Source organism: Pseudomonas sp. B40(2017) (genome assembly GCF_002112855.1).
Classification (GTDB): domain Bacteria; phylum Pseudomonadota; class Gammaproteobacteria; order Pseudomonadales; family Pseudomonadaceae; genus Aquipseudomonas; species Aquipseudomonas pharyngis.
This window is the reverse complement of record NZ_NEIT01000005.1, coordinates 269,796-292,809: the sequence shown is the minus strand read 5'-3', so window position 1 is coordinate 292,809 and position 23,014 is coordinate 269,796. Positions and strand designations below refer to the sequence as shown.

18 protein-coding genes are annotated in these 23,014 nt (G+C 61.7%); 12 read left to right on the top strand and 6 right to left on the bottom strand.

Features of this window, described 5'->3' with window-relative positions:
- Positions 1–18: 18 nt before the first annotated feature.
- From algG to CAF76_RS15405, 7 genes are all read left to right on the top strand, one after another.
- Positions 19–1,590, top strand: coding sequence for a mannuronan 5-epimerase AlgG (algG, locus tag CAF76_RS15435; protein ID WP_085647877.1), 1,572 nt, complete (start codon positions 19–21; stop codon positions 1,588–1,590).
- Between the two features lie 10 nt (positions 1,591–1,600).
- Positions 1,601–3,052: an alginate O-acetyltransferase gene (locus CAF76_RS15430; protein ID WP_085647738.1), complete on the top strand. Its 1,452-nt coding sequence runs from the start codon at positions 1,601–1,603 to the stop codon at positions 3,050–3,052.
- 8 nt (positions 3,053–3,060) lie between these two features.
- On the top strand, positions 3,061–4,185 hold the full coding sequence (locus tag CAF76_RS15425; protein WP_085647737.1) for a mannuronate-specific alginate lyase: 1,125 nt from the start codon (positions 3,061–3,063) through the stop codon (positions 4,183–4,185).
- A gap of 87 nt (positions 4,186–4,272) precedes the next feature.
- On the top strand, positions 4,273–5,838 hold the full coding sequence (locus CAF76_RS15420; RefSeq protein ID WP_085647736.1) for an MBOAT family protein: 1,566 nt from the start codon (positions 4,273–4,275) through the stop codon (positions 5,836–5,838).
- A 10-nt stretch (positions 5,839–5,848) separates the two neighbouring features.
- Entirely contained in the window at positions 5,849–7,021 is a 1,173-nt protein-coding gene (locus CAF76_RS15415; RefSeq protein ID WP_085647735.1) for an alginate O-acetyltransferase, read from the top strand.
- 15 nt (positions 7,022–7,036) lie between these two features.
- The gene (locus CAF76_RS15410; protein WP_085647734.1) at positions 7,037–7,693 is read left to right on the top strand and encodes an alginate O-acetyltransferase AlgF; all 657 of its coding nucleotides are present in this window, start codon (positions 7,037–7,039) and stop codon (positions 7,691–7,693) included.
- 105 nt (positions 7,694–7,798) lie between these two features.
- Positions 7,799–9,250 (top strand): mannose-1-phosphate guanylyltransferase/mannose-6-phosphate isomerase, encoded by a 1,452-nt coding sequence (locus CAF76_RS15405; RefSeq protein ID WP_064382465.1) that lies wholly within the window; start codon positions 7,799–7,801, stop codon positions 9,248–9,250.
- A gap of 77 nt (positions 9,251–9,327) precedes the next feature.
- On the opposite strand, the gene CAF76_RS15400 is transcribed toward CAF76_RS15405, so the two are convergent.
- The gene (locus tag CAF76_RS15400) at positions 9,328–12,156 is read right to left on the bottom strand and encodes an RHS repeat domain-containing protein (RefSeq protein WP_085647733.1); all 2,829 of its coding nucleotides are present in this window, start codon (positions 12,154–12,156) and stop codon (positions 9,328–9,330) included.
- Positions 12,157–12,337: 181 nt separating this feature from the next.
- On the opposite strand from CAF76_RS15400, the gene CAF76_RS15395 reads away from it, so the two are divergent.
- A complete protein-coding gene (locus CAF76_RS15395; RefSeq protein ID WP_085647732.1) occupies positions 12,338–12,802 on the top strand; it encodes a multidrug transporter in 465 nt (154 codons plus the stop codon).
- A 34-nt stretch (positions 12,803–12,836) separates the two neighbouring features.
- Positions 12,837–13,661: an SDR family oxidoreductase gene (locus CAF76_RS15390; RefSeq protein WP_085647731.1), complete on the top strand. Its 825-nt coding sequence runs from the start codon at positions 12,837–12,839 to the stop codon at positions 13,659–13,661.
- Between the two features lie 100 nt (positions 13,662–13,761).
- On the opposite strand, the gene CAF76_RS15385 is transcribed toward CAF76_RS15390, so the two are convergent.
- Entirely contained in the window at positions 13,762–14,643 is an 882-nt protein-coding gene (locus CAF76_RS15385; protein WP_085647730.1) for a LysR family transcriptional regulator, read from the bottom strand.
- A gap of 110 nt (positions 14,644–14,753) precedes the next feature.
- On the opposite strand from CAF76_RS15385, the gene CAF76_RS15380 reads away from it, so the two are divergent.
- Complete coding sequence (locus CAF76_RS15380; protein ID WP_085647729.1) at positions 14,754–16,124, top strand: MFS transporter; 1,371 nt, start codon at positions 14,754–14,756, stop codon at positions 16,122–16,124.
- The gene (locus tag CAF76_RS15375) at positions 16,121–16,519 is read left to right on the top strand and encodes a DUF4440 domain-containing protein (protein WP_085611395.1); all 399 of its coding nucleotides are present in this window, start codon (positions 16,121–16,123) and stop codon (positions 16,517–16,519) included. The genes CAF76_RS15380 and CAF76_RS15375 overlap by 4 nt, the downstream gene beginning before the upstream one ends.
- Positions 16,520–16,649: 130 nt before the next feature.
- Here the strand turns inward: CAF76_RS15375 and CAF76_RS15370 are convergent, their stop codons facing one another.
- From CAF76_RS15370 to CAF76_RS15355, 4 genes are all read right to left on the bottom strand, one after another.
- On the bottom strand, positions 16,650–17,516 hold the full coding sequence (locus tag CAF76_RS15370) for an HlyD family secretion protein (protein WP_085647728.1): 867 nt from the start codon (positions 17,514–17,516) through the stop codon (positions 16,650–16,652).
- Between the two features lie 17 nt (positions 17,517–17,533).
- Positions 17,534–17,734: a DUF1656 domain-containing protein gene (locus tag CAF76_RS15365; RefSeq protein ID WP_003221811.1), complete on the bottom strand. Its 201-nt coding sequence runs from the start codon at positions 17,732–17,734 to the stop codon at positions 17,534–17,536.
- Positions 17,724–19,916 (bottom strand): FUSC family protein, encoded by a 2,193-nt coding sequence (locus CAF76_RS15360; protein ID WP_085647727.1) that lies wholly within the window; start codon positions 19,914–19,916, stop codon positions 17,724–17,726. Before CAF76_RS15360 ends, CAF76_RS15365 begins: the two co-directional genes overlap by 11 nt.
- Positions 19,917–20,055: 139 nt before the next feature.
- Positions 20,056–21,555, bottom strand: coding sequence for an efflux transporter outer membrane subunit (locus CAF76_RS15355; RefSeq protein WP_085647726.1), 1,500 nt, complete (start codon positions 21,553–21,555; stop codon positions 20,056–20,058).
- A 182-nt stretch (positions 21,556–21,737) separates the two neighbouring features.
- Here CAF76_RS15355 and CAF76_RS15350 point away from each other — a divergent pair, with 182 nt between their 5' ends.
- Positions 21,738–22,706 (top strand): LysR family transcriptional regulator, encoded by a 969-nt coding sequence (locus tag CAF76_RS15350; RefSeq protein WP_085608127.1) that lies wholly within the window; start codon positions 21,738–21,740, stop codon positions 22,704–22,706.
- Positions 22,707–23,014 lie beyond the last annotated feature (308 nt).

The window sequence follows — 23,014 nt, the reverse complement described above, 5'->3', positions numbered from 1 at the left end:
GCCAAGGGAGTGCCCGACATGAACAGTGCCCGCAAAGGCTCACTCAGCCTGCTGGCCGGCGCGATGCTGCTGGCCTCGGCCGGCGCCTTCGCCAGTGTGGAACCGGCCAAACCCGCGACCACCGCCAAGGAGCTGCAACAGGCCAAGACCTACACCGTCAGCAGCGCGCCGACCGAAGCGCTGGAACTGGCCAAGCCGAAATTGCCCGACCTCTCCGGCTACACCGCCGAAGCCGCCGCCGCGAAAATCGTGCGCAGCAAACCGGGCAAGATCAGCGTGCGCCGGATGATGCAGGAAGACGCCCTGAAGGACTTCATCGGCGGCGACAACAAGATGGCCGAATGGGTGGTGCGTCAGCACGGCATCCCGCAGGCGATCTTCGTCGACGATGGCTACATGAACCTGAAAGAACTGGCGCAGAAACTGCCCAAGCAGTACTTCAGCGAAACCTCGCCGGGCGTCTACCTGGCCAAGTTGCCGATCGTGGTCGGCCGCAAAGGCATCCTCGAGATCGACGGCCAGACCCAGGAATTGCGCCTGTCCCAGGAGGCCGGCTCGTTCGTGGTCAACGACGGTCAGTTGTTCGTGCGTGACACCAGGGTCACCGGCTGGCGCGAGAAGGAAAACGGCCCGGCGACCTTCCGTTCGCCGAAAGAATTCCGCCCGTTCCTGCTGGCCTGGGGCGGCACCGAGACCTACATCGTCAACAGCAAGATGGCCAGCTTCGGCTACGCCAACAGTAAGTCCTACGGCGTGAGTATTTCCCAGTACACGCCGAACATGGCCAAGGTGCTCAAGCGTCCCGAGCCGACCGGCTGGATCGTCGGCTCCGAGTTCTCGGACATGTGGTACGGCTTCTACTGCTACGAAACCCGCGACTTCGTGGTCAAGGGCAACACCTACAAGGACAACATCGTCTACGGCATCGACCCGCACGACCGTTCCCACGGTCTGATCATTGCCGAGAACACGGTGTACGGCACGAAGAAGAAACACGGGATCATCATTTCCCGTGAGGTGAACGACAGCTTCATCTTCAATAACAAAAGCTACGACAACCACCTCTCGGGGCTGGTGATCGACCGAAACAGCGTCAACAACATCATTGCCTACAACGAGATCTACAAGAACCACACCGACGGCATCACCCTCTACGAGTCCGCCGACAACCTGCTGTGGGGCAACAAGGTCATCAGCAACAAGCGCCACGGCATCCGCATTCGTAACAGCGTGAACATCCGCCTCTACGAAAACGTCGCCATGGCCAACGGCCTGACCGGCGTCTACGGGCACATCAAGGACCTGACCGACACCGACCGTGACATCAAGCTCGACCCGTTCGACGCCCAGGTCTCGCTGATCGTGGTCGGCGGTGAACTGGCGGCCAACGGCAGCGGCCCGCTGTCGATCGATTCGCCGTTGAGTGTCGAGCTGTATCGCGTGTCGATGCTGGCGCCGACCAAATCCAGCGGCATCAGCTTCAACGGCATCCTCGGCGAGCGCCAGGATGAAATTCTCGACCTGCTGGTGCGCCAGCAGAAAGCCGTGCTGATCGACCCTGTCGAACGCCAGACCGAATTGCAGGACTGAGGATAATTTTATGCACCCACACCTGATCAAATTACTCAGCCTGTCGGCCCTGACCGTGGGCATCCTGGCGGCCAGCAACGGCGCCCGCGCCGATGAAGTCCAGCCGCCGAAATTCACGGCCGAACCTTGCTGCAGTCTGTGCCCGGCCGCCCATGACGCGAAGAACTACACCACGCGCTATCAGCAGAACTTCACCACTCTGGTGCAGGCACAGGGCGACTGGCTGTTCCGGACCCAGGAAGACTTGCGCACCGAGTTCAACACCACCCCGGCCGGCTACAAGCGCCTGCAACAGCTGCACGATGCGTTCAAGGCCAAAGGCGTCGAACTGGTGATCGTCTACCAGCCGACCCGTGGCCTGGTGAACCGCAACAAGCTCAACCCGGCGGAAAAAGCCGCGTTCGATTACGAGAAAGCGCTGGGCAACTACAAGACCATGCTCGGCCGTTTCGCCAAGATGGGTTACGTGGTACCGGACCTGTCGCCGCTGACCAACGAATCGCTGCCGGAGACCCTGCCCGCCCACGATTTCTACTTCCGCGGCGACCAGCACTGGACGCCATACGGTGCCCAGCGCACGGCAAAAATCGTCGCCGAGAAGGTCAAGCAGATTCCGGCCTTCGCCGACATTCCCAAGCGTGAGTTCGAAACCAAACGCTCCGGACGCATGGGCAAGACCGGCACCCTGCACAACATGGCCGGGCAACTGTGCGGCACCAGTTACGCGATCCAGTACATGGACCAGTTCACCACCGAGCCGAAAGGCGAAGCGGGTGACGGCGATCTGTTCGGTGACTCCGGCAATCCGCAGATCACCCTCGTGGGTACTTCGCACAGCGGCAAGAACTACAACTTCGCCGGGTTCCTCGAAGAAGCCATCGGCGCCGACATTCTCAACGTCGCCTTCCCCGGCGGCGGTCTGGAAGGTTCGATGTTGCAGTACCTGGGCAGCGACGAATTCCAGAAGACGCCGCCGAAAATCCTCATCTGGGAATTCTCGCCGCTGTACCGCCTCGACCAGGAAACCATCTATCGCCAGATGATGGCGCTGCTCGACAACGGCTGCGAAGGCAAAGAGGCGCAAATGTCCGCCAGCACCACGCTCAAGCCGGGCGGCAAACAAGAACTGCTGGTCAACAGCAAGAACCTGAACCTGCAGAACAGCAGCCATCAGGTCGACATCCGCTTCGCCGACACCTCGGTGAAAACCCTGCAAGCCACCCTCTGGTACATGAACGGTCGCCACGAGGACATCAAGATCGAGAAACCGGAAACCTCCGACACCGACGGTCGTTTCGCCTTTGAGTTGCGCACGGACGAAGACTGGGCCTCGCAAAACCTGCTGGCAGTCGAAGTCCAGGGTCCGGAAGCGGGCACCGCGCCACAGAAAGTCGAAGCGAAAATCTGCAAACGCAACGTATTCCCGGGCGCTGGGCAACAAACCGCTCAGGTCGGGCAATGAGGTCTGCTATGCGAAATCCGAAACTGAAAACTCTTTTGGCGCCGACGCTGCTCGGGCTGGCGATCTTCGCCGGTACCGCGCAGGCCGCCGCACCACTGCGTCCGCCACAGGGCTATTTTGCGCCTGTGGATAAATTCAAGACCGGCGACAAGAGCGAAGGCTGCGATGCGATGCCGACGCCCTACACCGGGCCGCTGCAATTTCGCAGCAAGTACGAAGGCTCGGACAAGGCTCGCGCGACGCTGAACGTGCAGTCGGAAAAGGCCTTCCGCGACACCACCAAAGACATCACCACCTTGGAGCGCGGCACCGCCAAGCGGGTGATGCAGTTCATGCGCGACGGCCGTCCGGAACAACTGGATTGCACGCTGAATTGGTTGACCGCCTGGGCCAAGGCCGATGCGTTGATGTCCAAGGACTTCAACCACACCGGCAAGTCGATGCGCAAATGGGCGCTGGGCAGCATGGCGTCTTCGTACATTCGCCTGAAGTTCTCCGACTCCCATCCCCTGGCCCAGCACCAGCAGGAAGCCCAGGTGATCGAAGCCTGGTTCAGCAAAATGGCTGATCAGGTGGTCAGCGATTGGGACAACCTGCCGCTGGAAAAAACCAATAACCACTCGTACTGGGCCGCGTGGTCGGTGATGGCGACATCGGTCGCGACCAACCGCCGCGACCTGTTCGATTGGGCAGTCAAGGAATACAAGATCGGCGTCAATCAAGTCGATGCCGACGGCTTCCTGCCGAACGAACTCAAGCGTCAGCAACGCGCCCTCGCCTATCACAACTACGCCCTGCCGCCGCTGGCGATGATCGCCAGTTTCGCCCAGGTCAACGGTGTGGATCTGCGTCAGGAAAACAACGGTGCGCTGAAACGTCTGGGTGACCGGGTGCTGGCCGGGGTGAAAGACCCGGATCAGTTCGAGAAGAAGAACGGCAAAGAGCAGGACATGACCGATTTGAAAGAGGACATGAAATTCGCCTGGCTCGAACCGTTCTGCACCCTCTACACCTGCCCGCCGGATGTGATCGAGAAAAAACACGGCATGCAGCCGTTCAAGACCTTCCGCCTCGGCGGCGACCTGACCAAGGTCTACGACCCGTCCCACGAAAAGGGCAACAAGGGCAGTTAATCGCTGATCGTTTCACCCCTCCAACACCACGGGGGGTTTGGGGGGGCTTTGGCCCTTGACTGTTGGTTCAAACATGGAGAGATCGGGATGGTATTTTCATCCAACGTGTTCCTGTTTCTGTTCTTGCCGATCTTTCTCGGCTTGTACTACCTGAGCGGGCAACGCTATCGCAACCTGCTGCTGCTGATCGCCAGCTACGTGTTCTACGCGTGGTGGCGGGTGGACTTCCTGGCGCTGTTCGCCGGCGTCACCCTGTGGAACTACTGGATCGGCCTGAAAGTCGGCGCCGCCGGCGTGCGCACCAAACCGGCCCAGCGCTGGCTGCTGCTCGGCGTGGCGGTGGACCTGTGCATCCTCGGCTACTTCAAGTACGCCAACTTCGGCGTCGACAGCATCAACGCGATGATGACGTCGGTCGGTCTGGAGCCGTTCATCCTGACCCACGTGCTGCTGCCGATCGGTATCTCGTTCTACATCTTCGAGTCGATCAGCTACATCATCGACGTCTACCGCGGCGACACCCCGGCCACCCGCAACCTGATCGACTTCGCGGCGTTCGTGGCGATCTTCCCGCACCTGATTGCCGGTCCCGTGCTGCGTTTCCGTGACCTGGCCGACCAGTTCAACAACCGCACCCACACCCTCGACAAGTTCTCCGAGGGCTGCACGCGGTTCATGCAGGGTTTCATCAAGAAGGTGTTCATCGCCGACACCCTCGCCGTGGTAGCCGACCATTGCTTCGCCCTGCAAAACCCGACCACGGGCGATGCCTGGCTCGGCGCGCTGGCCTACACCGCGCAACTGTATTTCGACTTCTCCGGCTACAGCGACATGGCCATCGGCCTGGGCTTGATGATGGGTTTCCGCTTCATGGAAAACTTCAAGCAGCCGTACATCAGCCAGTCGATCACCGAGTTCTGGCGCCGCTGGCACATCAGCCTGTCGACCTGGCTGCGTGACTACCTCTACATCACCCTCGGCGGCAACCGCAAAGGCACGCTGATGACCTATCGCAACCTGTTCCTGACCATGCTGCTCGGTGGTCTGTGGCACGGCGCGAACATCACCTACATCGTCTGGGGTGCGTGGCACGGCATGTGGCTGGCGATCGAAAAAATGCTCGGCCTCAACACCGCGCCGCGCAGCCTCAACCCGATCCGCTGGGCGCTGACGTTCCTGCTGGTGGTCATGGGCTGGGTGATCTTCCGCGCCGAGAACCTGCACGTTGCCGGCCGCATGTACGGCGCGATGTTCAGCTTCGGCGACTGGTCGCTGTCGGAACTCAACCAGGCCAGCCTCACCGGCCTGCAAGTCGCAACCCTGGTTGTGGCTTACGTGACCCTGGCGTTCTTCGGCCTGCGCGATCTGTACACCAACCAGCCGCCGGCCAAGACCAAACCTGAGATCAACGTCGAGGCCAATGGTCCGGCCACAGCGACTCCGGGAATGATCAAGGCAGCCCCGGGCGAAAACCCGGCGAGCATCCACGAGCCTGGCTACACCGTCGGCGTCGAGGCCCAGGTGCAACCGGCCTACTGGACCGCGGACTGGTCGCGCTACGTGATGCGCGGGCTGATCCTGCTGCTGTTCATCGCCTCGATTCTCAAACTCTCGGCGCAAAGCTTCTCGCCGTTCCTTTACTTCCAGTTCTGAGGGATCTGACATGACCCGCTCATTACGCATCTTCTACATCGCGCTGTTTCTGGTGACCCTGCTGGTGCTCGGTCTGTGGTCGGTGCGCAGCTTCTTCGGCTTCAGCACCAACGCCGATGCGACGGTGCTCAACGGCCGCTGGACCAAAGCCGTGGAAACCCACTACGACGATGAGTTCCCGATCAAGCGCCTGGGCACCAATCTTTGGGCCGCGCTGGATTTCAAACTATTCAACGAAGGTCGTCCGGGCGTGGTGCTCGGTCGCGATCAGTGGTTGTACAGCGATGAGGAATTCAACCCGATCGTCAATGAAGAGCTGAACCTGCAAGGCAACTACGCGCTGGTCGAAGGCGTGCGCCAGACCCTGAAAGAGAAAGGCGTGAAACTGGTGATGGCGATCGTGCCGGCCAAGGCTCGCCTGTACCCGGAACACCTGGGTGAAGTGAAACCGGCAAGCATCCACGCCAACCTCTATCAGGACTTCCACGCCCGTGTCGCGGCGGACAAGATCCTCGCTCCCGACCTGCTCGGCCCGCTGCAAGCGGCCAAGCAGAACGGTCAGCAAGTGTTCCTGCGCACCGACACCCACTGGACCCCTGAAGGCGCGGAAATCGCCGCCAACACCCTGGCCAAAACCATCGCCGACAAGTTCCCGCTCAGCGGCGAGCCACAGCGCTTCGTCACCACCCCGGCGGAGAAGGTCACGCACAAGGGCGACCTGCGTCTGTTCCTGCCGCTGGATCCGCTGTTCGAAAACCTGATGCCGGCCAAGGAACCGCTGCAAAAGCGCAACACCGTGGCCGTCGAACAACCTGCCGGGGACGACGCCCTGTTCGCCAACAGCGAAGTGCCGGTGGCCCTGATCGGCACCAGCTACAGCGCCAACCCGAACTGGAACTTCGTCGGTGCGCTCAAGCAAGCGCTGCACAGCGACGTGGTCAATTACGCCAAAGACGGCCACGGCCCGATCCTGCCGATGCTCAGCTACCTGAAAAGCGATGACTTCAAGAACAGCCCGCCACAGGTGCTGATCTGGGAGTTTCCTGAACGATATCTGCCTGTGAACAACGAAATCGGCGACGCCGACCCACAGTGGGTCGCAGAGCTCAAACAAGCCGGTGCTCGCCAACAAAACGTAGCCATCAACACTAAATCCGAGACGCCCGATCGGGCGCAAAACTGAAAGAGAGGTAACACCATGACTTTCACTACAACTCCTCGTCGTCTCGCTAAACGCATTGCTCTGGTTGCGGGTCTGAGCGTGCTGTCGGTCCAGGCCTTCGCCGGTGGCGACGCTGCGCTGTACGGCCCGACTGCACCGAAAGGCTCGACCTTCGTGCGCGTCTACAACGCCAGCAACGCTGAAGTCAGCGCCACCGTCGGCAGCACCAATCTGAGCGACGTCGCGCCGCTGGCCAGCAGCGACTTCAGCTTCATGCCGGGCGGTGATTACAGCGCCAAGGTCGGCAGCCAGACCCTGCCGGTGAAACTCGCCGGTGACCACTACTACACCCTGGTCAACAACGCTTCCGGCGCGCCGCAACTGATCGAAGAACCGCCGTTCAAGAACAAGCAGAAATCCCTGGTGCGCGTGCAGAACCTCAGCGACAAGTCGCTGACCCTGAAGACCGCCGACGGCAAGACCGACGTGGTGCCGAACGTGGCCGCCAAGGGCCGTGGCGAGCGTGAAATCAACCCGGTGAAAGTCAGCCTGGCGCTGTACGAAGGTGACAAGAAAGTCGGCGACGTCAAACCAGTCGCCCTGGAGCGCGGTGAAGCAGCCGTGCTGTACGTCACCGGCAACGGCAGCAACCTGTCGCCAGTCTGGGTGAAACGCCCGGTGTCGACTCGCTAAGCACATGAAACCGGGCAGCCGTCGCTGCCCGGTACGGAACAACAACAAGAGTGAAACGACACAGCGTTCGTGCCTCTAACCAATCGATTTTATGGAGTAAACAATATGATTCCGGTGATCTTGTCAGGTGGTAGCGGCTCACGTCTTTGGCCGCTTTCGCGCAAGCAGTTTCCCAAGCAGTTCCTCGCCCTGACCGGCGAACACACTCTGTTCCAGCAAACCCTCGAGCGTCTGGTGTTCGAAGGCATGGACACCCCGATCGTGGTCTGCAACAAGGATCACCGCTTCATCGTCAACGAGCAGTTGGCCAGCCGCAATCTGGAATGCCAGCGGATCCTGATGGAACCGTTCGGTCGCAACACCGCACCGGCCGTGGCCCTGACCGCGATGATGCTGGTCAATGAAGGTCGCGACGAACTGATGCTGGTGCTGCCGGCCGACCACGTTCTGGAAGACCAGAAAGCCCTGCAACGTGCCCTCGCTCTGGCCACCGTTGCCGCCGAAAACGGCGAGATGGTGCTGTTCGGCGTGCCGGCCACCAAACCGGAAACCGGTTACGGCTACATCAAGTCCACCGGTGATTCGCTGCTGCCGGAAGGCGTCAGCCGCGTCTCGCACTTCGTGGAAAAACCCGACGTCAAACGCGCCACCGAGTACGTAGAGTCCGGCGGTTATTACTGGAACAGCGGCATGTTCCTGTTCCGCGCCAGCCGCTTCCTCGAAGAACTGAAAAAGCATGATCCGGACATCTATGACACCTGCCTGCTGACCCTCGAGCGCAGCCAGCAGGATGCCGACACCGTCACCCTGGACGAAGCCACTTTCGCTTGCTGCCCGGACAACTCCATCGACTATTCCGTGATGGAAAAGACCCAGCGCGCCTGCGTGGTGCCGCTGACCGCCGGCTGGAGCGATGTCGGCTGCTGGTCGTCGCTGTGGGAAGTCAACGAGAAGGACGCCAACGGCAACGTCAGCAAGGGCGACGTGGTGATCCAGGACAGCAAGAACTGCATGATCCACGGCAACGGCAAACTGGTGTCGGTGATCGGTCTGGAAAACATCGTCGTGGTCGAAACCAAGGACGCCATGATGATCGCCCACAAGGACAAGGTCCAGGGCGTCAAGCAGATGGTCAACACCCTCAACGCCCAGGGCCGCAGCGAAACCCAGAACCACTGCGAGGTGTACCGTCCGTGGGGCTCGTACGACTCGGTGGACATGGGTGGCCGCTTCCAGGTCAAGCACATCTCGGTCAAGCCGGGCGCGTGCCTGTCGCTGCAGATGCACCACCACCGCGCAGAACACTGGATCGTGGTCAGCGGAACCGCCGAAGTGACCTGCGACGAGAACGTGTTTCTGCTCACTGAAAACCAGTCGACCTACATCCCGATCGCCTCGGTGCATCGCCTGCGCAACCCGGGCAAGATCCCGCTGGAAATCATCGAAGTGCAGTCGGGCTCATACCTGGGCGAAGACGATATCGAGCGCTTCGAAGATATCTACGGTCGCTCCACCCCGGTCGAACGCGGCGTGTCGGTGAAAACCATCGCGCAGTAAGCGTTCCGTAACAAGAAGCCCCCGTCCAGCCCGCTGCGTCCCCTATCCGCAGCGGGTTGGGCGGGGGCTTTTTCAATTCAGGCAGACGAATGCTGCCGGGGTGCGTGAGACTTCGCCAGTGCCCCTCGTTTGAGCGACTGCCGTTTGCCGGCATAGGGCGTCGGTGCAACAAGCTCGATGAAGTCCTGATTCCGGTTCAGCGCGTGAACAACGACCGGAGTTTGCGCCGACAACTCGGAAACCTTTTCGAAGACCTCCGCCGTTGCATCATTGGATACCGCCAGTTCGTCCTTGATCGCCTGCATTCTGAATTCCAGCATGTCGATCACCACTGGCGTTTGTTCGTGGGCTTCACTCAGTGTCGCTGCATCCAATCCTTGCGAGGCATGGTAAAACTCAATCCCCGTTCTTATAAGGCCCGGCACCTCCGAACCCAGCTCGCCACCCACCTTGTCAATCGCTTTATCGACCACCACTCTGGTGAGCCGGGCGCGCCCTTCGGGTGTACGTGGATCCGATGCCGCGAGCTCGAATCCCAGCGTTGCCAGGCCCGGCCTCTTTTTCGGCTCGACGCTTTCGATGAAAGCCTTGGGATTCATTTCATTGCCTTTGAAATTGATCGCGCGATCCAGTTGATAGGCGTCCACCACTTTAGACACAAGGCGGTCTGCTGCCATTGACGCAGCCTTTTCCCCGGCAGCGGCACCCAATTTCGCACCACCCGGACCCAACAACCCGCCAATGCCGCCCCCAGTTGCGGAGCCTGCCGCGCTGGCGCCGGCGCTGAATGCGGAACTGCCCAACTGCGTGATGATGCGCCTGCCCAGCGCCTGAAAACGTTGACGGGCATACAGGTGATTCATGATGGAGTTGCGGGTGTTCGCAGCGGCCGATGAGACTGCTGATAACAAGGCCTGCTGTTTGTCCACACTATTGTTCAATTCAGCGGCTTCGGTTTTGCCTCCACCGTCGCTGTCGAAAAATGTGACCGGTGAATTGGCGACCATACAGTACAGATTGAGCCCGTCGATCATGCCTTTGGGGTCCGGATTCAACCAATGCTGCAACCACGGGATGTAGTAGCGCAGACCAAAGTAGTCGAGCCCCGTCGCATCACGCTCCTTGCCCGAGTAACGGATGTATTTGTAGCTGAATTCGCCGTCCTGCCAGGCGCTGGTACCGAAAGGGTGAAACTTTTCGCGACTGATCATCGTACCGTCATCGGCGGTTTCCAGACTGACCGAGCCCAGGTGATCGACATGTTGGTATCGATACTGATTGTTGATGCCCGAGGACGGCGAGCTCTCCCAATGCAGTACCCGGACACCGCCGGCGACGATGACCTGTAGCCGTTCGCCGGTGCCGTTGTCGGTGCGCAATTCCAGTCCAGGCAAATAGCGCACATCGGCAACCAGGGTTCGGGCATTGGTTAACAAGGAGCGGATCTTGCGTACCCGCTGACTGCTGCCATCGTAGAGATAGGTCTCGTTGTCATTGATACCGGAAGCACGCTCGACCGGACTGACCGATTGCAGTTGATTACGCAGGTTCCAGCTCAACATCCGCCCCGGTTCCAGCTGCAGCAAGTTGCCTCTTCGATCGTATGCAACTTCGATTTGTGCATCGGTAGGCGGCGTGACTTCGTATGGCAGACTGCGGTTGCTGTAGCTCGCCGGTTGCAGTTTGCGTCCGTGGCTTTGTGGTCCGACATGAATCAGCTTGAGCAGGTTGCCGCTCCAATCATATTTGTAATCCTGCTGAAACTTGCTGACCGCCGCCGGATCGACGCGGCCCATCGATTGCGGGCCCTGACTGGCACGCCCGGCTTCCCACCCGAACGCCATGATCAATTGGTAAAGACTGTCGTAGACCAGGCAACTGACCGGCTCTATGCACTGGTTGGCGAAGTAACGGATCGGCATTGCCTTGTCTTCAATCCGCAGGACATTGCCCATCCTGTCGTATCCATAAATCAGGTGTTGCAGCACGAGTCCGCGGGCGTCTTCGGTCCGCAGGCACAACAGACGATCGTCCTCGGGACGATAGGTCCGGGTGGTGTGCACACCGTTGCCGGCAGTTTGCTGCGTGACATTGCCTTGCGCGTTGTAACGAATGTCAGTGACCAGGATCTGCTCACGCTCCCCCTTCAACTGAAGGCGGCGTTCGCGCAAACGGCCATCAACGGTCAGCTCGAATGTATGCCGGTTGTCTCGGGCATCCGTCTGTTCCAGCACATCCCCCAATGCACCATGGCGCCACCGCGACAGCTCACCGGCGCCTGGCTCTAGCAGCCGCGCACGCTCAGCCTCCTGCTCCGGCCAGTCGGGTGTCAGCGGATCCAGCGTGAAGTGCCGGGTGTCCTCGGTGCATGCACCGCTGATTGCAAACGCGTTGAACAGTACGCTGCCGGCCGGATGGTCATGGCGGATCAGCTGACCGAACTGGTTGCGCGACGGGTCCCCGCTGCCGGGATGACCGTAGGTCAGGCGCTCGACACAACGCCGAGGCACGCCTGCTCCTTCTTCGAATATCGCGACGGGGCGCAGCAAATTGTCGTGCTCGATCTCGCGCCGCGTCTGACGGCTGTCCCAACTGAACATCGTTTGTGCAGCGAGTCCCTTCAGTTCGATTTGCATACCTGCATCGACGCTGTCCGAGCGAATCACCGTGGCGTCCAGAGCAAACACCTGCATCAGATTGGCCGGCGTCAGCGGGTCGTCGGCTTGCGACAGCCAAAGTCGCGGGTCCCACTGTTTCAGCGCACGCCCCGCAGAGTCATGCAGGGTGCGGTTGATCCGGGAGCCGACCGGTCCGTTCTCGATGTCTCGACAATAGTCGACCGAGCGAACCGGCAAGCCGCGCGGGTCGATCACAGACATCCTCGGCGTATTGACGTGCAAGCTCATGGAGCGCGCTTCCCCGCAATCGGCATTCGGTGTGCCTCTGGCATCAGAGCAAGCTCAGCGCTGTTTCGGCTACTGTCGGAAATGACAGTCCCGACCAACGGCACCTGCGCGCAATCCGCGAATGTCCATTCCCGCGCCCCTTCGGTAGGATGGCAGGCACAAGTTCAAGGAGTGTTCGAACATGTTCATCGGCGTCTTGCTGGTCATCACCTGGCTGATCCTGCTGTTGCGCTACCCGGCCAAGGCCCTGCCGGTGTCGATGGCCGCCGCTGTGGGCCTGGGGCTGGTGGCGATGTGGGTGGTGTGGCTGGACAACCGCGAGGTCAGGCAACTGGCGCGCCTTGAATTGCGCATCGTCTATGCCCCCGAACACTGCCCCGCCGACCGTCCGCTGCTGCTCAAGTTGAACAATGGTAACGACGTGCCGCTGACCGAACTGCGCTGGCGCATTGCCGCGTATGCGCCGGGCGACACCGTGAACCTGGCCGACAATCAATACGCCGCCCCGCGCTATCGCGGCCCCGGCGAATTGCAGCCCGGCGGCAACTGGGAAGACTGTTTGCCGATGCCGCCGTTGCGTCCCGGTTATCGCCCGCAAACCCTGGAGTTTCGCGCCGAGCGATTGCAGGGTAGTTTTTCCGACTGATCCCCTCTCCCACTGTTTGCACAAGGAATGCGCCATGCCCGTTGCGTTGATTACCGGTTGTTCCAGCGGCATCGGCCGCGCCCTCGCCGATGCATTCAAAGGCGCCGGCTACGAGGTCTGGGCCAGCGCGCGCAAGGCTGAAGATGTTGCGGCACTTGCCGCTGCCGGGTTCACGGCCGTGCAGCTTGACGTCAATGACAATGCAGCGCTGGAACAACTCGCCGATCGGATCAACCAGCAACACGGCGGCCTCGACGTGCTGATCAACAACGCCGGTTACGGCGCCATGGGGCCGCTGCTCGACGGCGGTGTGGCGGCCATGCAGCGCCAGTTCGAGACCAACGTGTTTTCGATTGTCGGGGTCACCCGCGCACTGTTTCCGGTGCTGCGCAGGGCCAAGGGGCTGGTGGTGAATATCGGCAGTGTGTCAGGGGTTTTGGTCACGCCGTTTGCCGGCGCCTATTGCGCGTCGAAAGCGGCGGTGCACGCGTTGAGCGATGCGTTGCGCATGGAGCTGGCGCCGTTCGGGATTCGCGTCATGGAAGTGCAGCCCGGAGCGATCCAGTCCAGTTTCGCCAAGAATGCCGGGCATGAGGCCGAACAACTGATCAACGAACAATCGCCGTGGTTTCCGTTGCGTGAAGGCATCCGGGCGCGGGCCAAGGCCTCCCAGGACAAACCGACCCCGGCCAGCGAATTTGCCGCCGAATTGCTCAAGGCTGTGCAGCAGAGCAAACCGCCACGCCTGATCCGCATCGGCAATGGCAGCCGGGCGTTGCCGTTGCTCGCGACTTTGCTGCCGAAAGGGTTGTTGGAGTCGACGTTGATGAAGCGCTTCGGCTTGCGCGCAAAGCTCTGAGACCGAGTTGACGCTTTCGCGAGCAAGCCCGCTCCCACAGGGGAATGCATTCCAAATGTGGGAGCGGGCTTGCTCGCGAAGAGGCCAAGCCAGCCAACACTCATCCCCAGCCTTTCATGAAATCAATGAACGCCCGCACCTTCAGCGGCAGGTGCCGGGTGTCCGGGTACAGCGCGTAAACCCCTTGCTGGGCGAAGCGGTAATCCGGCAGCAAACGCTGTAATCGCCCGGCATCCAGGTCTTCCTGAATCAGCCACTGCGGCAGAATCGCCACGCCTTGCCCGGTCAGTGCAAAGGCACGGAGAGTCGCGGAGTTGTCGGCGACGATGGCGGTGGTTCCCGGTTTTGGCTGATAGACATGCTCGGTGCCGGCGGGGTCGCTGACCGTCATTTCCGGCACTCGCCCATGCCCCAGCGTCGGCATCGACTCCAGCACCGCCAGCGTATGGACCGGTGCAAATCGCTCGGCCAGCCCCGGTGCCGCCACGGCAAACACCTCGAACGTCGACAACTGCACCGCCCGCAGATTGGAGTCGTGCATGCGGCCCAGGCGGATCGCCATGTCAAACCGTTCGGAGATCAGATCGGCGTGGGTTGAGGACGTGGACAGGTGAATATTCAGTTGCGGCTGCTGCTGTCGAAACACCTCCAGCGCCGGCACCACCTGAGCCAGCGCGAACTCCACGGTCGTGGTGATGCGCAGCGTGCCCTTGAGCTGCGAGTGTTCCGAACGTGCTTCTTCGATCGCCAGCCGCGCTTCGTCTAGCGTACGCAGGCAACGACGATAAAAACGTTCGCCGGCATCAGTCAGGGCCAATTGCCGGGTGTTGCGGGTGAGCAGGGTGACGCCCAACTCTTCTTCCAGCCGCTTGAGGTTGAAGCTCACCACCGCCCGCGTCTGCCCCAGCGTATCGGCGGCAGCGGTCAGCGAGCCGGCCTCGACCACGGCCTTGAAGGTATCGAATCGATCCAGGCTGACCATGTTTCGCTGCACTCCCTGTCAAAATATTTTTGACAAACTAGCAGCCAAATCAGCGTATTTCTATCGCCGCCAGCGCCCTACCCTGCACGCCTCATCACAGGGAAGCTGCCATGGCCTATCGCTCGAAAGTTGCGCTGGTGTATCTGTTGGGGTTCGCCCTCGACCTGCTGAACATGTTCGCCGCCAGCATCGCCTACCCGGACATCGCCGCGCAGTTGCAGGCTTCGGTGACGCAACTGGCCTGGATCACCAACGCCTACATGCTCGGGCTGACGCTGATCATTCCGATGAGTGTGTGGCTGGCTGCACGGGTCGGCGAGCGGCGGCTGATTCTCGGTTCGCTGCTGCTGTTCGGGATCGCCTCCGGGCTCATCGCTCAGGCCGGTTCGATTGAAAGCCTGATCGGTTGGCGACTGCTGCAAGGGCTGGGTGGTGGATTGCTGCTGCCGGTGGGCCAGGCGCTGGCCTATCGAGAGTTTCCGGCGACACAACGTGCGCACTTCACGGGGGTGGTTTTGCTCGTGGCGCTGATGGTGCCGGCGCTGTCGCCGGCGGCGGGTGGTCTGATCGTCGAGGCGCTGTCGTGGCGCTGGATTTTCTACCTGAACCTGCCGGTGGCGCTTTTCGCTTTCGGTCTGGGCCTGCGCTGGTTGAAAGCGGATCAGGCTGCGAGTGAACGCCCGAAACTGGACGCACGCGGCCTGCTGCTGGCGGCGTCCGCGCTGTGTCTGTTGCTGATCGCCGTCAGTCTGGCGAGCGCCCCGGCCACCCGCCATCTCGCGGGTGGTGTCCTGCTGCTCAGCGTCATGACGGTGTGCATCTACCTGCGCGATGGCTGGAACAAACCGGGTGCGGTGCTTGATCTGCAACTGATCAAGAACCCGTCATTGCGTCTGGCGATGCTGATCTACCTGTGCGTGCCCGGCATCTTCACCGGCACTCACATGATCGCCGTGCTGTACCTGCACGACCTCGGCTTCAGTGCGGCGCAAATCGGGGCGCTGATGCTGGCCTGGGCGGCGGCCTCGGGTGTGGCGATCATGCTGGGCAAACGCTGTTTCAACCGGACCGGCCCCAAGCCGTTGCTGATCGCCGGCATGCTGCTGCAATCCCTGGGCATCGTCGTGCTGATGCAGATCGACCGACCTGCAAGCGGCCCGTTGATCCTCGCCTACGCCCTGATGGGATTGGGCGGCAGCCTGTGCAGCGTGACTGCGCAGACCTTGGCGTTCGTCGGCATCACGCCGGAGAAAATGGGCCACTCCAGCGCCCTGTGGAACATCAATCGGCAGCTTGGTTTCTGCCTCGGCGCGGCGCTGCTCAGTTCATTGCTGGGTGCCTTGGGCGTCAACGGATTCAAATACTGCTTTCTCGCCGCCGCGCTGCTCACGCTGTTGCCGATGGCGGCCGTGCTGCGTTTCGACTCGACAAAATTACTCGCCCTTCTGCGCTCACCTCACCTTCAGGAAACATCCACATGACTGACTACACCGACTATTTTGACGAAGTGATCCAGGCCCATGAGGCCATCGAGCGATGGTTTGCGGTGGAAGAAGACGAGGCAGCGCTGGAGCGATTGCTGACGCGTTTTTCGCCACGGTTCTCCATGGTGACGCCACTGGGACGTGTGCTGGATTCCGAAGCCTTGCGTGCGTTGTTTCAAATGGCGGGCGGGAAGAAGAGCGGGTTCCGCATCGAACTCGGCGAACTTACGGGGATTGCCTTGCATGAAGGGGGTGCGACGGTGAGTTACCGCGAACAGCAGACCGATGCAGGCGGGTTGCACACGGATCGGCGCTCGACCGTGGTGTTTGAAAAAACCGAATCCGGACGGGTGATCTGGCGGCATCTGCACGAGACGTTTTGCAGCGAGTAGATGCTGAGTATTTGCTCGTGAAATTGAGTCGTCCCAATCGCGAGCAGGCTCGCTCCCACATGGGATCTTCAGTGCGGCACAGATCCAGTGTGGGAGCGAGCCTGCTCGCGATTTGCAGCGAATCGGTCTGTCAGTTATCCACAGCGTCCTGCTTCACCACCACGGTGCAAGTGATCCCCGCCGCCAGCAGCACACCTTCCGGCACTTCATCGATGTGAATCCGCACCGGCACCCGTTGCGCCAGGCGCACCCAGTTGAAGGTCGGGTTCACATCGGCGATCAGCTCGCGGCTTTCCGGGTTGTCGCTGTCGTAGATGCCACGGGAAATACTTTCCACGTGGCCCTTGAGGACTTCGCCGCTCATCAGCTGCATGTCGGCTTTGTCGCCAACGCGCACGTGAGGCAGTTTGGTTTCTTCGAAGAAGCCGTAGACCCAGAACGAGTTCATGTCGACCACGGCCATTTTCGCTTCGCCGATGCGCGCGTAATCGCCGCGATGGACGTTGAGGTTGGTCACGTAGCCGTCCACCGCCGCGCGCACTTCGGTGCGTTTGAGGTTGAGTTCGGCGGCTTCCAGTTGTGCCTGGGCCTGTTGGTAATCGGCCAGCGCCGAGTCGGCGATATTGCTGGCGTCGTCGCGGTTTTCCTTGGAGATCACCAGGTTGTCGAGGTCGGCGCGGCGATGGGCGTTGACCTTGCGCATCTCCCACGTGGCCTTGCGCGAAGCCACCAGCGACTGCGCCTGTTTCACCGCCAGGCGATAGTGCTCGGGGTCGATCTGCATCAGCAGATCACCTTTCTTCACCAACTGGTTGTCGCGCACCGGCACGTCGACCACTTCGCCAGTGACGTCGGCGGCGACGTTGATGATGTCGGCGCGCACCCGGCCGTCGCGGGTCCACGGGGTGTTCATGTAGTGCTCCCACAACGTGCGGCCGATCCACAGCGCCAGGGCCAGCACCAGCAGGGTCGCGAGCAGGCTGAAAAACTTTTTCATCGGGACAATTCTCAGACTCAACGGTAGACAGTCAGCGCCATCGCGCCGAACAGACAGGTAAACAGGCTCAGGCGCAGCAGCGCCGGGTGCCAGAAGAAGCGGTACAGATCGAACCCCGACAGAAACCGGTCCAGCGCCCAGGCCAGCGCCGCAGCGACGAAAAACATCAGGGTCATGGTCGGCATGTACACGCCGTGGAAGGCGATTTCACGAGGCATGGGCAAGTCCTTCGGGCTTGGCGATGGCGTAGGCAGCAAGGGGCGATTGCGGGTCGAGCAGCGAGGTGCGGATGAAGTGCAGGTAGCTTTTCACCCGCCGCAGTGCCGAGGTATCGAAGTGCGGGGCGAACGGCTCATCGGTGGCGGCGACCCGGCTGATCGCGTGATCGACCGCGACCAGTGCGCGCTCCAGATTGCTCGAATTCGGCTGCAGGAACAGCCGCACCAGCGAGCGCCCCATGACCCGGATTGCCTGGCGCCACGGCTGGGATTCGGCATACGCCGGGTGCACCGGCAGGATCGCCTGTTCCTTGCGCAACTCGATGATCGCGTGGCCGACTTCCAGCACCACGAACATCCAGCGCAGCAGGTTTTTCTGCACCTGCGGCTGACCGGCCGCCAGCCCATAGGCCTGATGCATCAGGTCGCGGGTACGGCTTTCGAAACTCGACGCCAGGCCTTTGAGCTTGCCGCTGATCGCGTACACCACTTGCCCGCGCAGATCCTGCTCCAGGCGCTGCCACAACCAGCGGCTGTTCGGCGGCAGAATGATCGCGCCCGCCGCTGCGCAGACCAGCATGCCCATGACCATGGCGATGTAGTCGTTGATGAAGGTGTAGGGGTTGTAGATCGTCAGGTTGTCCGGCACCGAACCGGTGCTGAAAAAGATCAGCAGCCCGAGGCCGACGCCGGCGTATTGCGGCCGCGATGCGAGGAACGAGCCGAGCACGATCACCGGCGCGAGCATCACGCACAGCAGCGGGAAGCCATCGATCCACGGGAAGATGAAAAACATCTCGACGAAGCCGATCAACGCCCCGAGGAACGTGCCGCAGGCCATCTGGAACGCCATGCGTTTCGGGTTCGGTGTCGCCGCCGACAAGCCCACGGTGGCAGCGGCAATCAGGGTCATGGTCGCGCCGCTCGGCCATGCAGTAGCGACCCAGTAACTGCCAAGCACGATCAGGATGAATGACGCACGAATCCCCGAAGCCGCTGCAGCCCACCAACTGGTTTGCGGGGTGAACGGCTCGTCCCAGCGCTCGCGTTCGTGGCGGTGATCGGCCAGCGAGGCGTGGGTCTGTGCATAACTGTGCAGGTCATCGACGAAGCGATAGAGCAACTCATATGCGGTGTGGAAATCCAGCTGCTCGGCGTCGCTTGGTTCACTCTCCTGGAAGATCGCCCGCAGGCTGCGCACCCGCGCCGGCAAGCCTTCCTTGTACGCCGCCAGCGCCAGCACCAGACGCGCCGCGTCCGGGCTGGTCAGGGCGCGGCCGCTGAAGCCGTCGAGCACTTCGGCCAGATCCTGCAGGCCCGGTTTGATCGCCGCTTCCACATGATCGGCACCGTTGTTGCGCAGGCGTTCGAGCAACTGGTGCAAGGCGTTGAAACGGGTGGTGATGCCCATGAATTCGCTGTTCAGGCGACTGAGCCGACCGTTGCGCCGACGCATGTGCGGGTCTTCGAACACGGTCACACTGCGCAGCCCTTCCAGCCCCACCGCTTCGGCGATGAAGCGCACGTTGCTGGCCTCGAACGCCTCCGGTTTGCTGCGCCCGCGCAGGCCGTCGGTGACGAACAGGGCGAACACACCGAAGCGCTGATACAAGGCGTTGCGCATCGCGGCACTGGCGGTCTGCGGCAGGATCGCGGCGCTGACCAGGGTCGAGCAGAGAATCCCCAGGGAGATTTCCAGCACTCGCCACACCGCCGCCATGAACGCGCCGTCAGGATGAGCGAGCGCCGGCAGGCCGACCATCGCCGCTGTGTACCCGGCCAGCACGAAACCGTAGGCGCGGAAGTTACGGCAACGGGCGGCCCCGGCCGAGCAGATGCCGACCCAGATCGCCAGCGAGCCGAGGAACAGTTCAGTGTTCTGGGCGAACAGTGAAATCAGCGTGACCATCATTGCCGACCCGGCCAGGGTGCCGAGGAAGCGATAGAAACTCTTGGCGAACACCTGGCCGCTCTGCGGCTGCATGACGATGAACACGGTGATCATCGCCGTGCGCGGCTGCGGCAGTTCCAGACGCATCGCCAGCCACAGGGTCAGGAATGCGGCGATCAACACCTTGAAGATGTAGACCCAGGTCACGCCGTCGCTGCGCGCCCAGTCGAAGAAACCCCGGCGCCATTCCAGGGAGTACAGCCAGCGTAAAGGTGCGGCCAAGGGAGTCATTTGGTCGTGCTCAAAAATTCAGTCGAACCGGAGAAACTGTGGGAGCGGGCTTGCTCGCGAATGCGCTGTGTCAGACAACACATGGGCTGCCTGACACTCCCTCTTCGCGAGCAAGCCCGCTCCCACAGGGGTTGTGTGTTCAACGCAGGAGGGCCGGGGTTTTCGGTGCCTGGGTTTGTTGTGCCGTCGGCACGTCTTTACCCGCGCCAAGCCCACCGCCCAAGGCCGTCACCAGTTCTGCGTGGGCACTCAATCGCGCCGCCTGCACTTGCTGCTGAACCTGCTGCTGTTTGAACAGCAAGGTCTGCGCATTGAGCACGTTGAGGTAATCGGTGAGCCCGCGCTGGTAGGCGATCATCGCGATGTCGTAGGTCTTCTGCGCCGTGGCCACCGATTCGGCGGCGAACGTCTGCTGCTTGTCCATCGACTCGCGGCGGATCAACTGGTCCGAGATGTTCTTCAGCGCATTGACCAGGGTCTGGTTGTAATGCGCTACGGCGATGTCATAACCCGCCGACGCTTCGCCGAGCTCCGCACGCAGTCGCCCGCCGTCAAAGATCGGCAGCGAGATCGCCGGGCCGACGTTGTAGTTGAGCTTCTTGCCGGTCAGGAACTCCAGCGCCCCGCCGCCGGTGGCCATGTAGCCGAGGCTGCCGACCAGATCGACGTTGGGGTAGAACCCGGCATGCGCGACATCGATTCCGCGCGCCTGCGCCGCCACTTGCCAGCGACTGGCGACCACGTCCGGACGCTGGCCGAGCAGTTCGGCGGGCAGTGCCGACGGCAGTTTGAGCGCCGCGCCAAGGGACAGGGTCGGCCGCTGCAATTGCGCGCCGGCGCCCGGACCTTTGCCGGCCAGTGCGGCGATCTGGTTGCGGCTCAGGGCGATTTCTTCGTCCAGCGCATCCAGCTGCCGATGGGTTTCCGGCAGCGGGGTTTCGGCCTGGCTGACTTCGAAGTGGGTGCCGATCCCGCCGTTCAGGCGTTTCTGCGCCAGCTCGAGAATCTGCTGTTGCTGTTTGAGCGTCGCCGCCACGATATCGCGCTGGGCGTAATGCAGCGACAGCTCGATATAGGCGCGCACGATGTTGTTCTGCAATTCGAGCTGCGCCTGACGCGCCTCGGCCGCGCTCATGTGCGCCAGATCCACCGCACGCTCGGTGCTGTTGCTTTCACGCCCCCAGAGGTCGAGGGCGTAACTGAAACCCAGCGCGGCGTTGTTGTCCCAGGTGGTGCTGTTGGCCAGCTCACCGGGGCCGTAGAACTGGTCGGTCGGCCAGTTGTGGCGCTTGAGGGTCGACTCGCCACTGATCTGCAACGATTCGGCGGCTTCGGCGACACCGGCCATGGACCGGGCCTGACGCACGCGCGCGGTGGCCATGGCCAGGGTCGGGCTGCCCTGCACGGCGAGGTCGATCCAATGGTTGAGTTGCGGGTCACCGTAGGCTTGCCACCATTGGGCGGTGGGCCAGTTTGCGTCACGGGCGGCGTGGGCGATGGCCTCGTCGGTGGCCAGTTCATTGGCCTCCAGAGCCTTGCCCTGCGGGGCAATCCCTCCGGTTCCGATGCAGCCGCCAAGACCTAACGAAAAAGCCAGAACACTGAGCGGCAAAAGCGCTCTGTTGATGCGACGCGGCACTGCTGCGAATTCCTGAGGTGGGAGATGTTTCGAGGTGGGCGCAATTCTAGGGGGGCGCCATGACGGCGATAAGCTGGGAATCCTGTGAATCTTTGTTACCGTTAACGAGATAATCCCTTGGTCGGGGGTCTCAGACCCTGAAACTTCGTGTCACAATTTGCCATCTCCCTTGAGAGCACCCCATGGACACTTTGCAAAACATGCGCGCCTTCAGTTGTGTAGCGGAAGCCGGCAGCTTCACCGCCGCCGCCGTGCAGCTCGATACCACCACCGCCAACGTCTCGCGCGCGGTCTCCAACCTTGAGGCCCACCTGCAAACCCGCCTGCTCAATCGCACGACCCGCCGCATCGCGCTCACCGAAGCCGGCAAGCGCTACCTGCTGCGCTGCGAGCAGATCCTCGCCTACGTCGAAGAGGCAGAAGCCGAAGCCAGCGAGGCCCACGCCCGCCCGGCCGGACAATTGAAAGTGCACACCATGACCGGCATCGGCCAGCACTTCGTGATCGACGCCATCGCCCGCTATCGCAAGACCCACCCCGACGTGACCTTCGACCTGACCATGGCCAACCGCGTGCCGGACCTGCTCGACGAAGGCTACGACGTGTCCATCGTCCTGGCTCGCGAGCTGCCGGACTCGGGCTTCGTCTCGCAACGCCTGGGCATCACCTACAGCATCGTCTGCGCCTCCCCGGCCTACGTGAAAGCCAACGGCTGCGCACAAAAACCCAGCGACCTGCTGAACCACGCCTGCCTGCGCCTGGTGAGCCCGGTGATCCCCCTAGAAAAATGGGCCTTCGACGGCCCGGACGGTCAGGAAATGGTCACCATCAACAGCTCACCCTTCCTGGTGAACTCCGCCGACGCGATGAAAAGCGCGATCACCAGTGGCATGGGAGTCGGCGTGTTACCGGTGTACGCCGCGATTGAAGGCTTGCGCAACGGCTCACTGGTGCGGGTAATGCCGAACTACCGCTCGCAGGAACTGAACCTGTACGCGATCTACCCGTCGCGGCAGTATCTGGATGCGAAGATCAAGACCTGGGTCGAGTACCTGCGTGGTTCGCTGCCGGAGATATTGGCGGGGCATCAGGCGGAACTGGCGGCTTATGAGATGAGTGGGAGTCTGGCGGGGGTTCGGGTGGCTAATTGAGTTGGCCGGCCTGTAAATAGGGTGATGCTGAGGGCCCCCCTCACCCTAACCCTCTCCCGGAGGGAGAGGGAACTGACCGAGTTGTTTGCAAGAGGTACGCCGACGTGACATACCGAGGTGAATTCGGATTTCAAGATCCACGCAACTCGACTCATGCTTCCACATCCACATCCACATCAGCTTCCACTTCTACTTCCACAGCTTTTGCCACATCTGCTTCCGCTTCCGCTTCCACCACTCAACACGATGAGCGTTAGCTCGAGTAAAGCTTTTGACGTGCCGGCCCCATCGGAAGGCTGAGTGGAGGG

Coding starts and splice junctions, on each gene's coding strand:
- algG (WP_085647877.1), top strand. CDS start 19: ATGAACAGTGCCCGCAAAGGCTCACTCAGCCTGCTGGCCGGCGCGATG.
- CAF76_RS15430 (WP_085647738.1), top strand. CDS start 1,601: ATGCACCCACACCTGATCAAATTACTCAGCCTGTCGGCCCTGACCGTG.
- CAF76_RS15425 (WP_085647737.1), top strand. CDS start 3,061: ATGCGAAATCCGAAACTGAAAACTCTTTTGGCGCCGACGCTGCTCGGG.
- CAF76_RS15420 (WP_085647736.1), top strand. CDS start 4,273: ATGGTATTTTCATCCAACGTGTTCCTGTTTCTGTTCTTGCCGATCTTT.
- CAF76_RS15415 (WP_085647735.1), top strand. CDS start 5,849: ATGACCCGCTCATTACGCATCTTCTACATCGCGCTGTTTCTGGTGACC.
- CAF76_RS15410 (WP_085647734.1), top strand. CDS start 7,037: ATGACTTTCACTACAACTCCTCGTCGTCTCGCTAAACGCATTGCTCTG.
- CAF76_RS15405 (WP_064382465.1), top strand. CDS start 7,799: ATGATTCCGGTGATCTTGTCAGGTGGTAGCGGCTCACGTCTTTGGCCG.
- CAF76_RS15400 (WP_085647733.1), bottom strand. CDS start 12,156: ATGAGCTTGCACGTCAATACGCCGAGGATGTCTGTGATCGACCCGCGC.
- CAF76_RS15395 (WP_085647732.1), top strand. CDS start 12,338: ATGTTCATCGGCGTCTTGCTGGTCATCACCTGGCTGATCCTGCTGTTG.
- CAF76_RS15390 (WP_085647731.1), top strand. CDS start 12,837: ATGCCCGTTGCGTTGATTACCGGTTGTTCCAGCGGCATCGGCCGCGCC.
- CAF76_RS15385 (WP_085647730.1), bottom strand. CDS start 14,643: ATGGTCAGCCTGGATCGATTCGATACCTTCAAGGCCGTGGTCGAGGCC.
- CAF76_RS15380 (WP_085647729.1), top strand. CDS start 14,754: ATGGCCTATCGCTCGAAAGTTGCGCTGGTGTATCTGTTGGGGTTCGCC.
- CAF76_RS15375 (WP_085611395.1), top strand. CDS start 16,121: ATGACTGACTACACCGACTATTTTGACGAAGTGATCCAGGCCCATGAG.
- CAF76_RS15370 (WP_085647728.1), bottom strand. CDS start 17,516: ATGAAAAAGTTTTTCAGCCTGCTCGCGACCCTGCTGGTGCTGGCCCTG.
- CAF76_RS15365 (WP_003221811.1), bottom strand. CDS start 17,734: ATGCCTCGTGAAATCGCCTTCCACGGCGTGTACATGCCGACCATGACC.
- CAF76_RS15360 (WP_085647727.1), bottom strand. CDS start 19,916: ATGACTCCCTTGGCCGCACCTTTACGCTGGCTGTACTCCCTGGAATGG.
- CAF76_RS15350 (WP_085608127.1), top strand. CDS start 21,738: ATGGACACTTTGCAAAACATGCGCGCCTTCAGTTGTGTAGCGGAAGCC.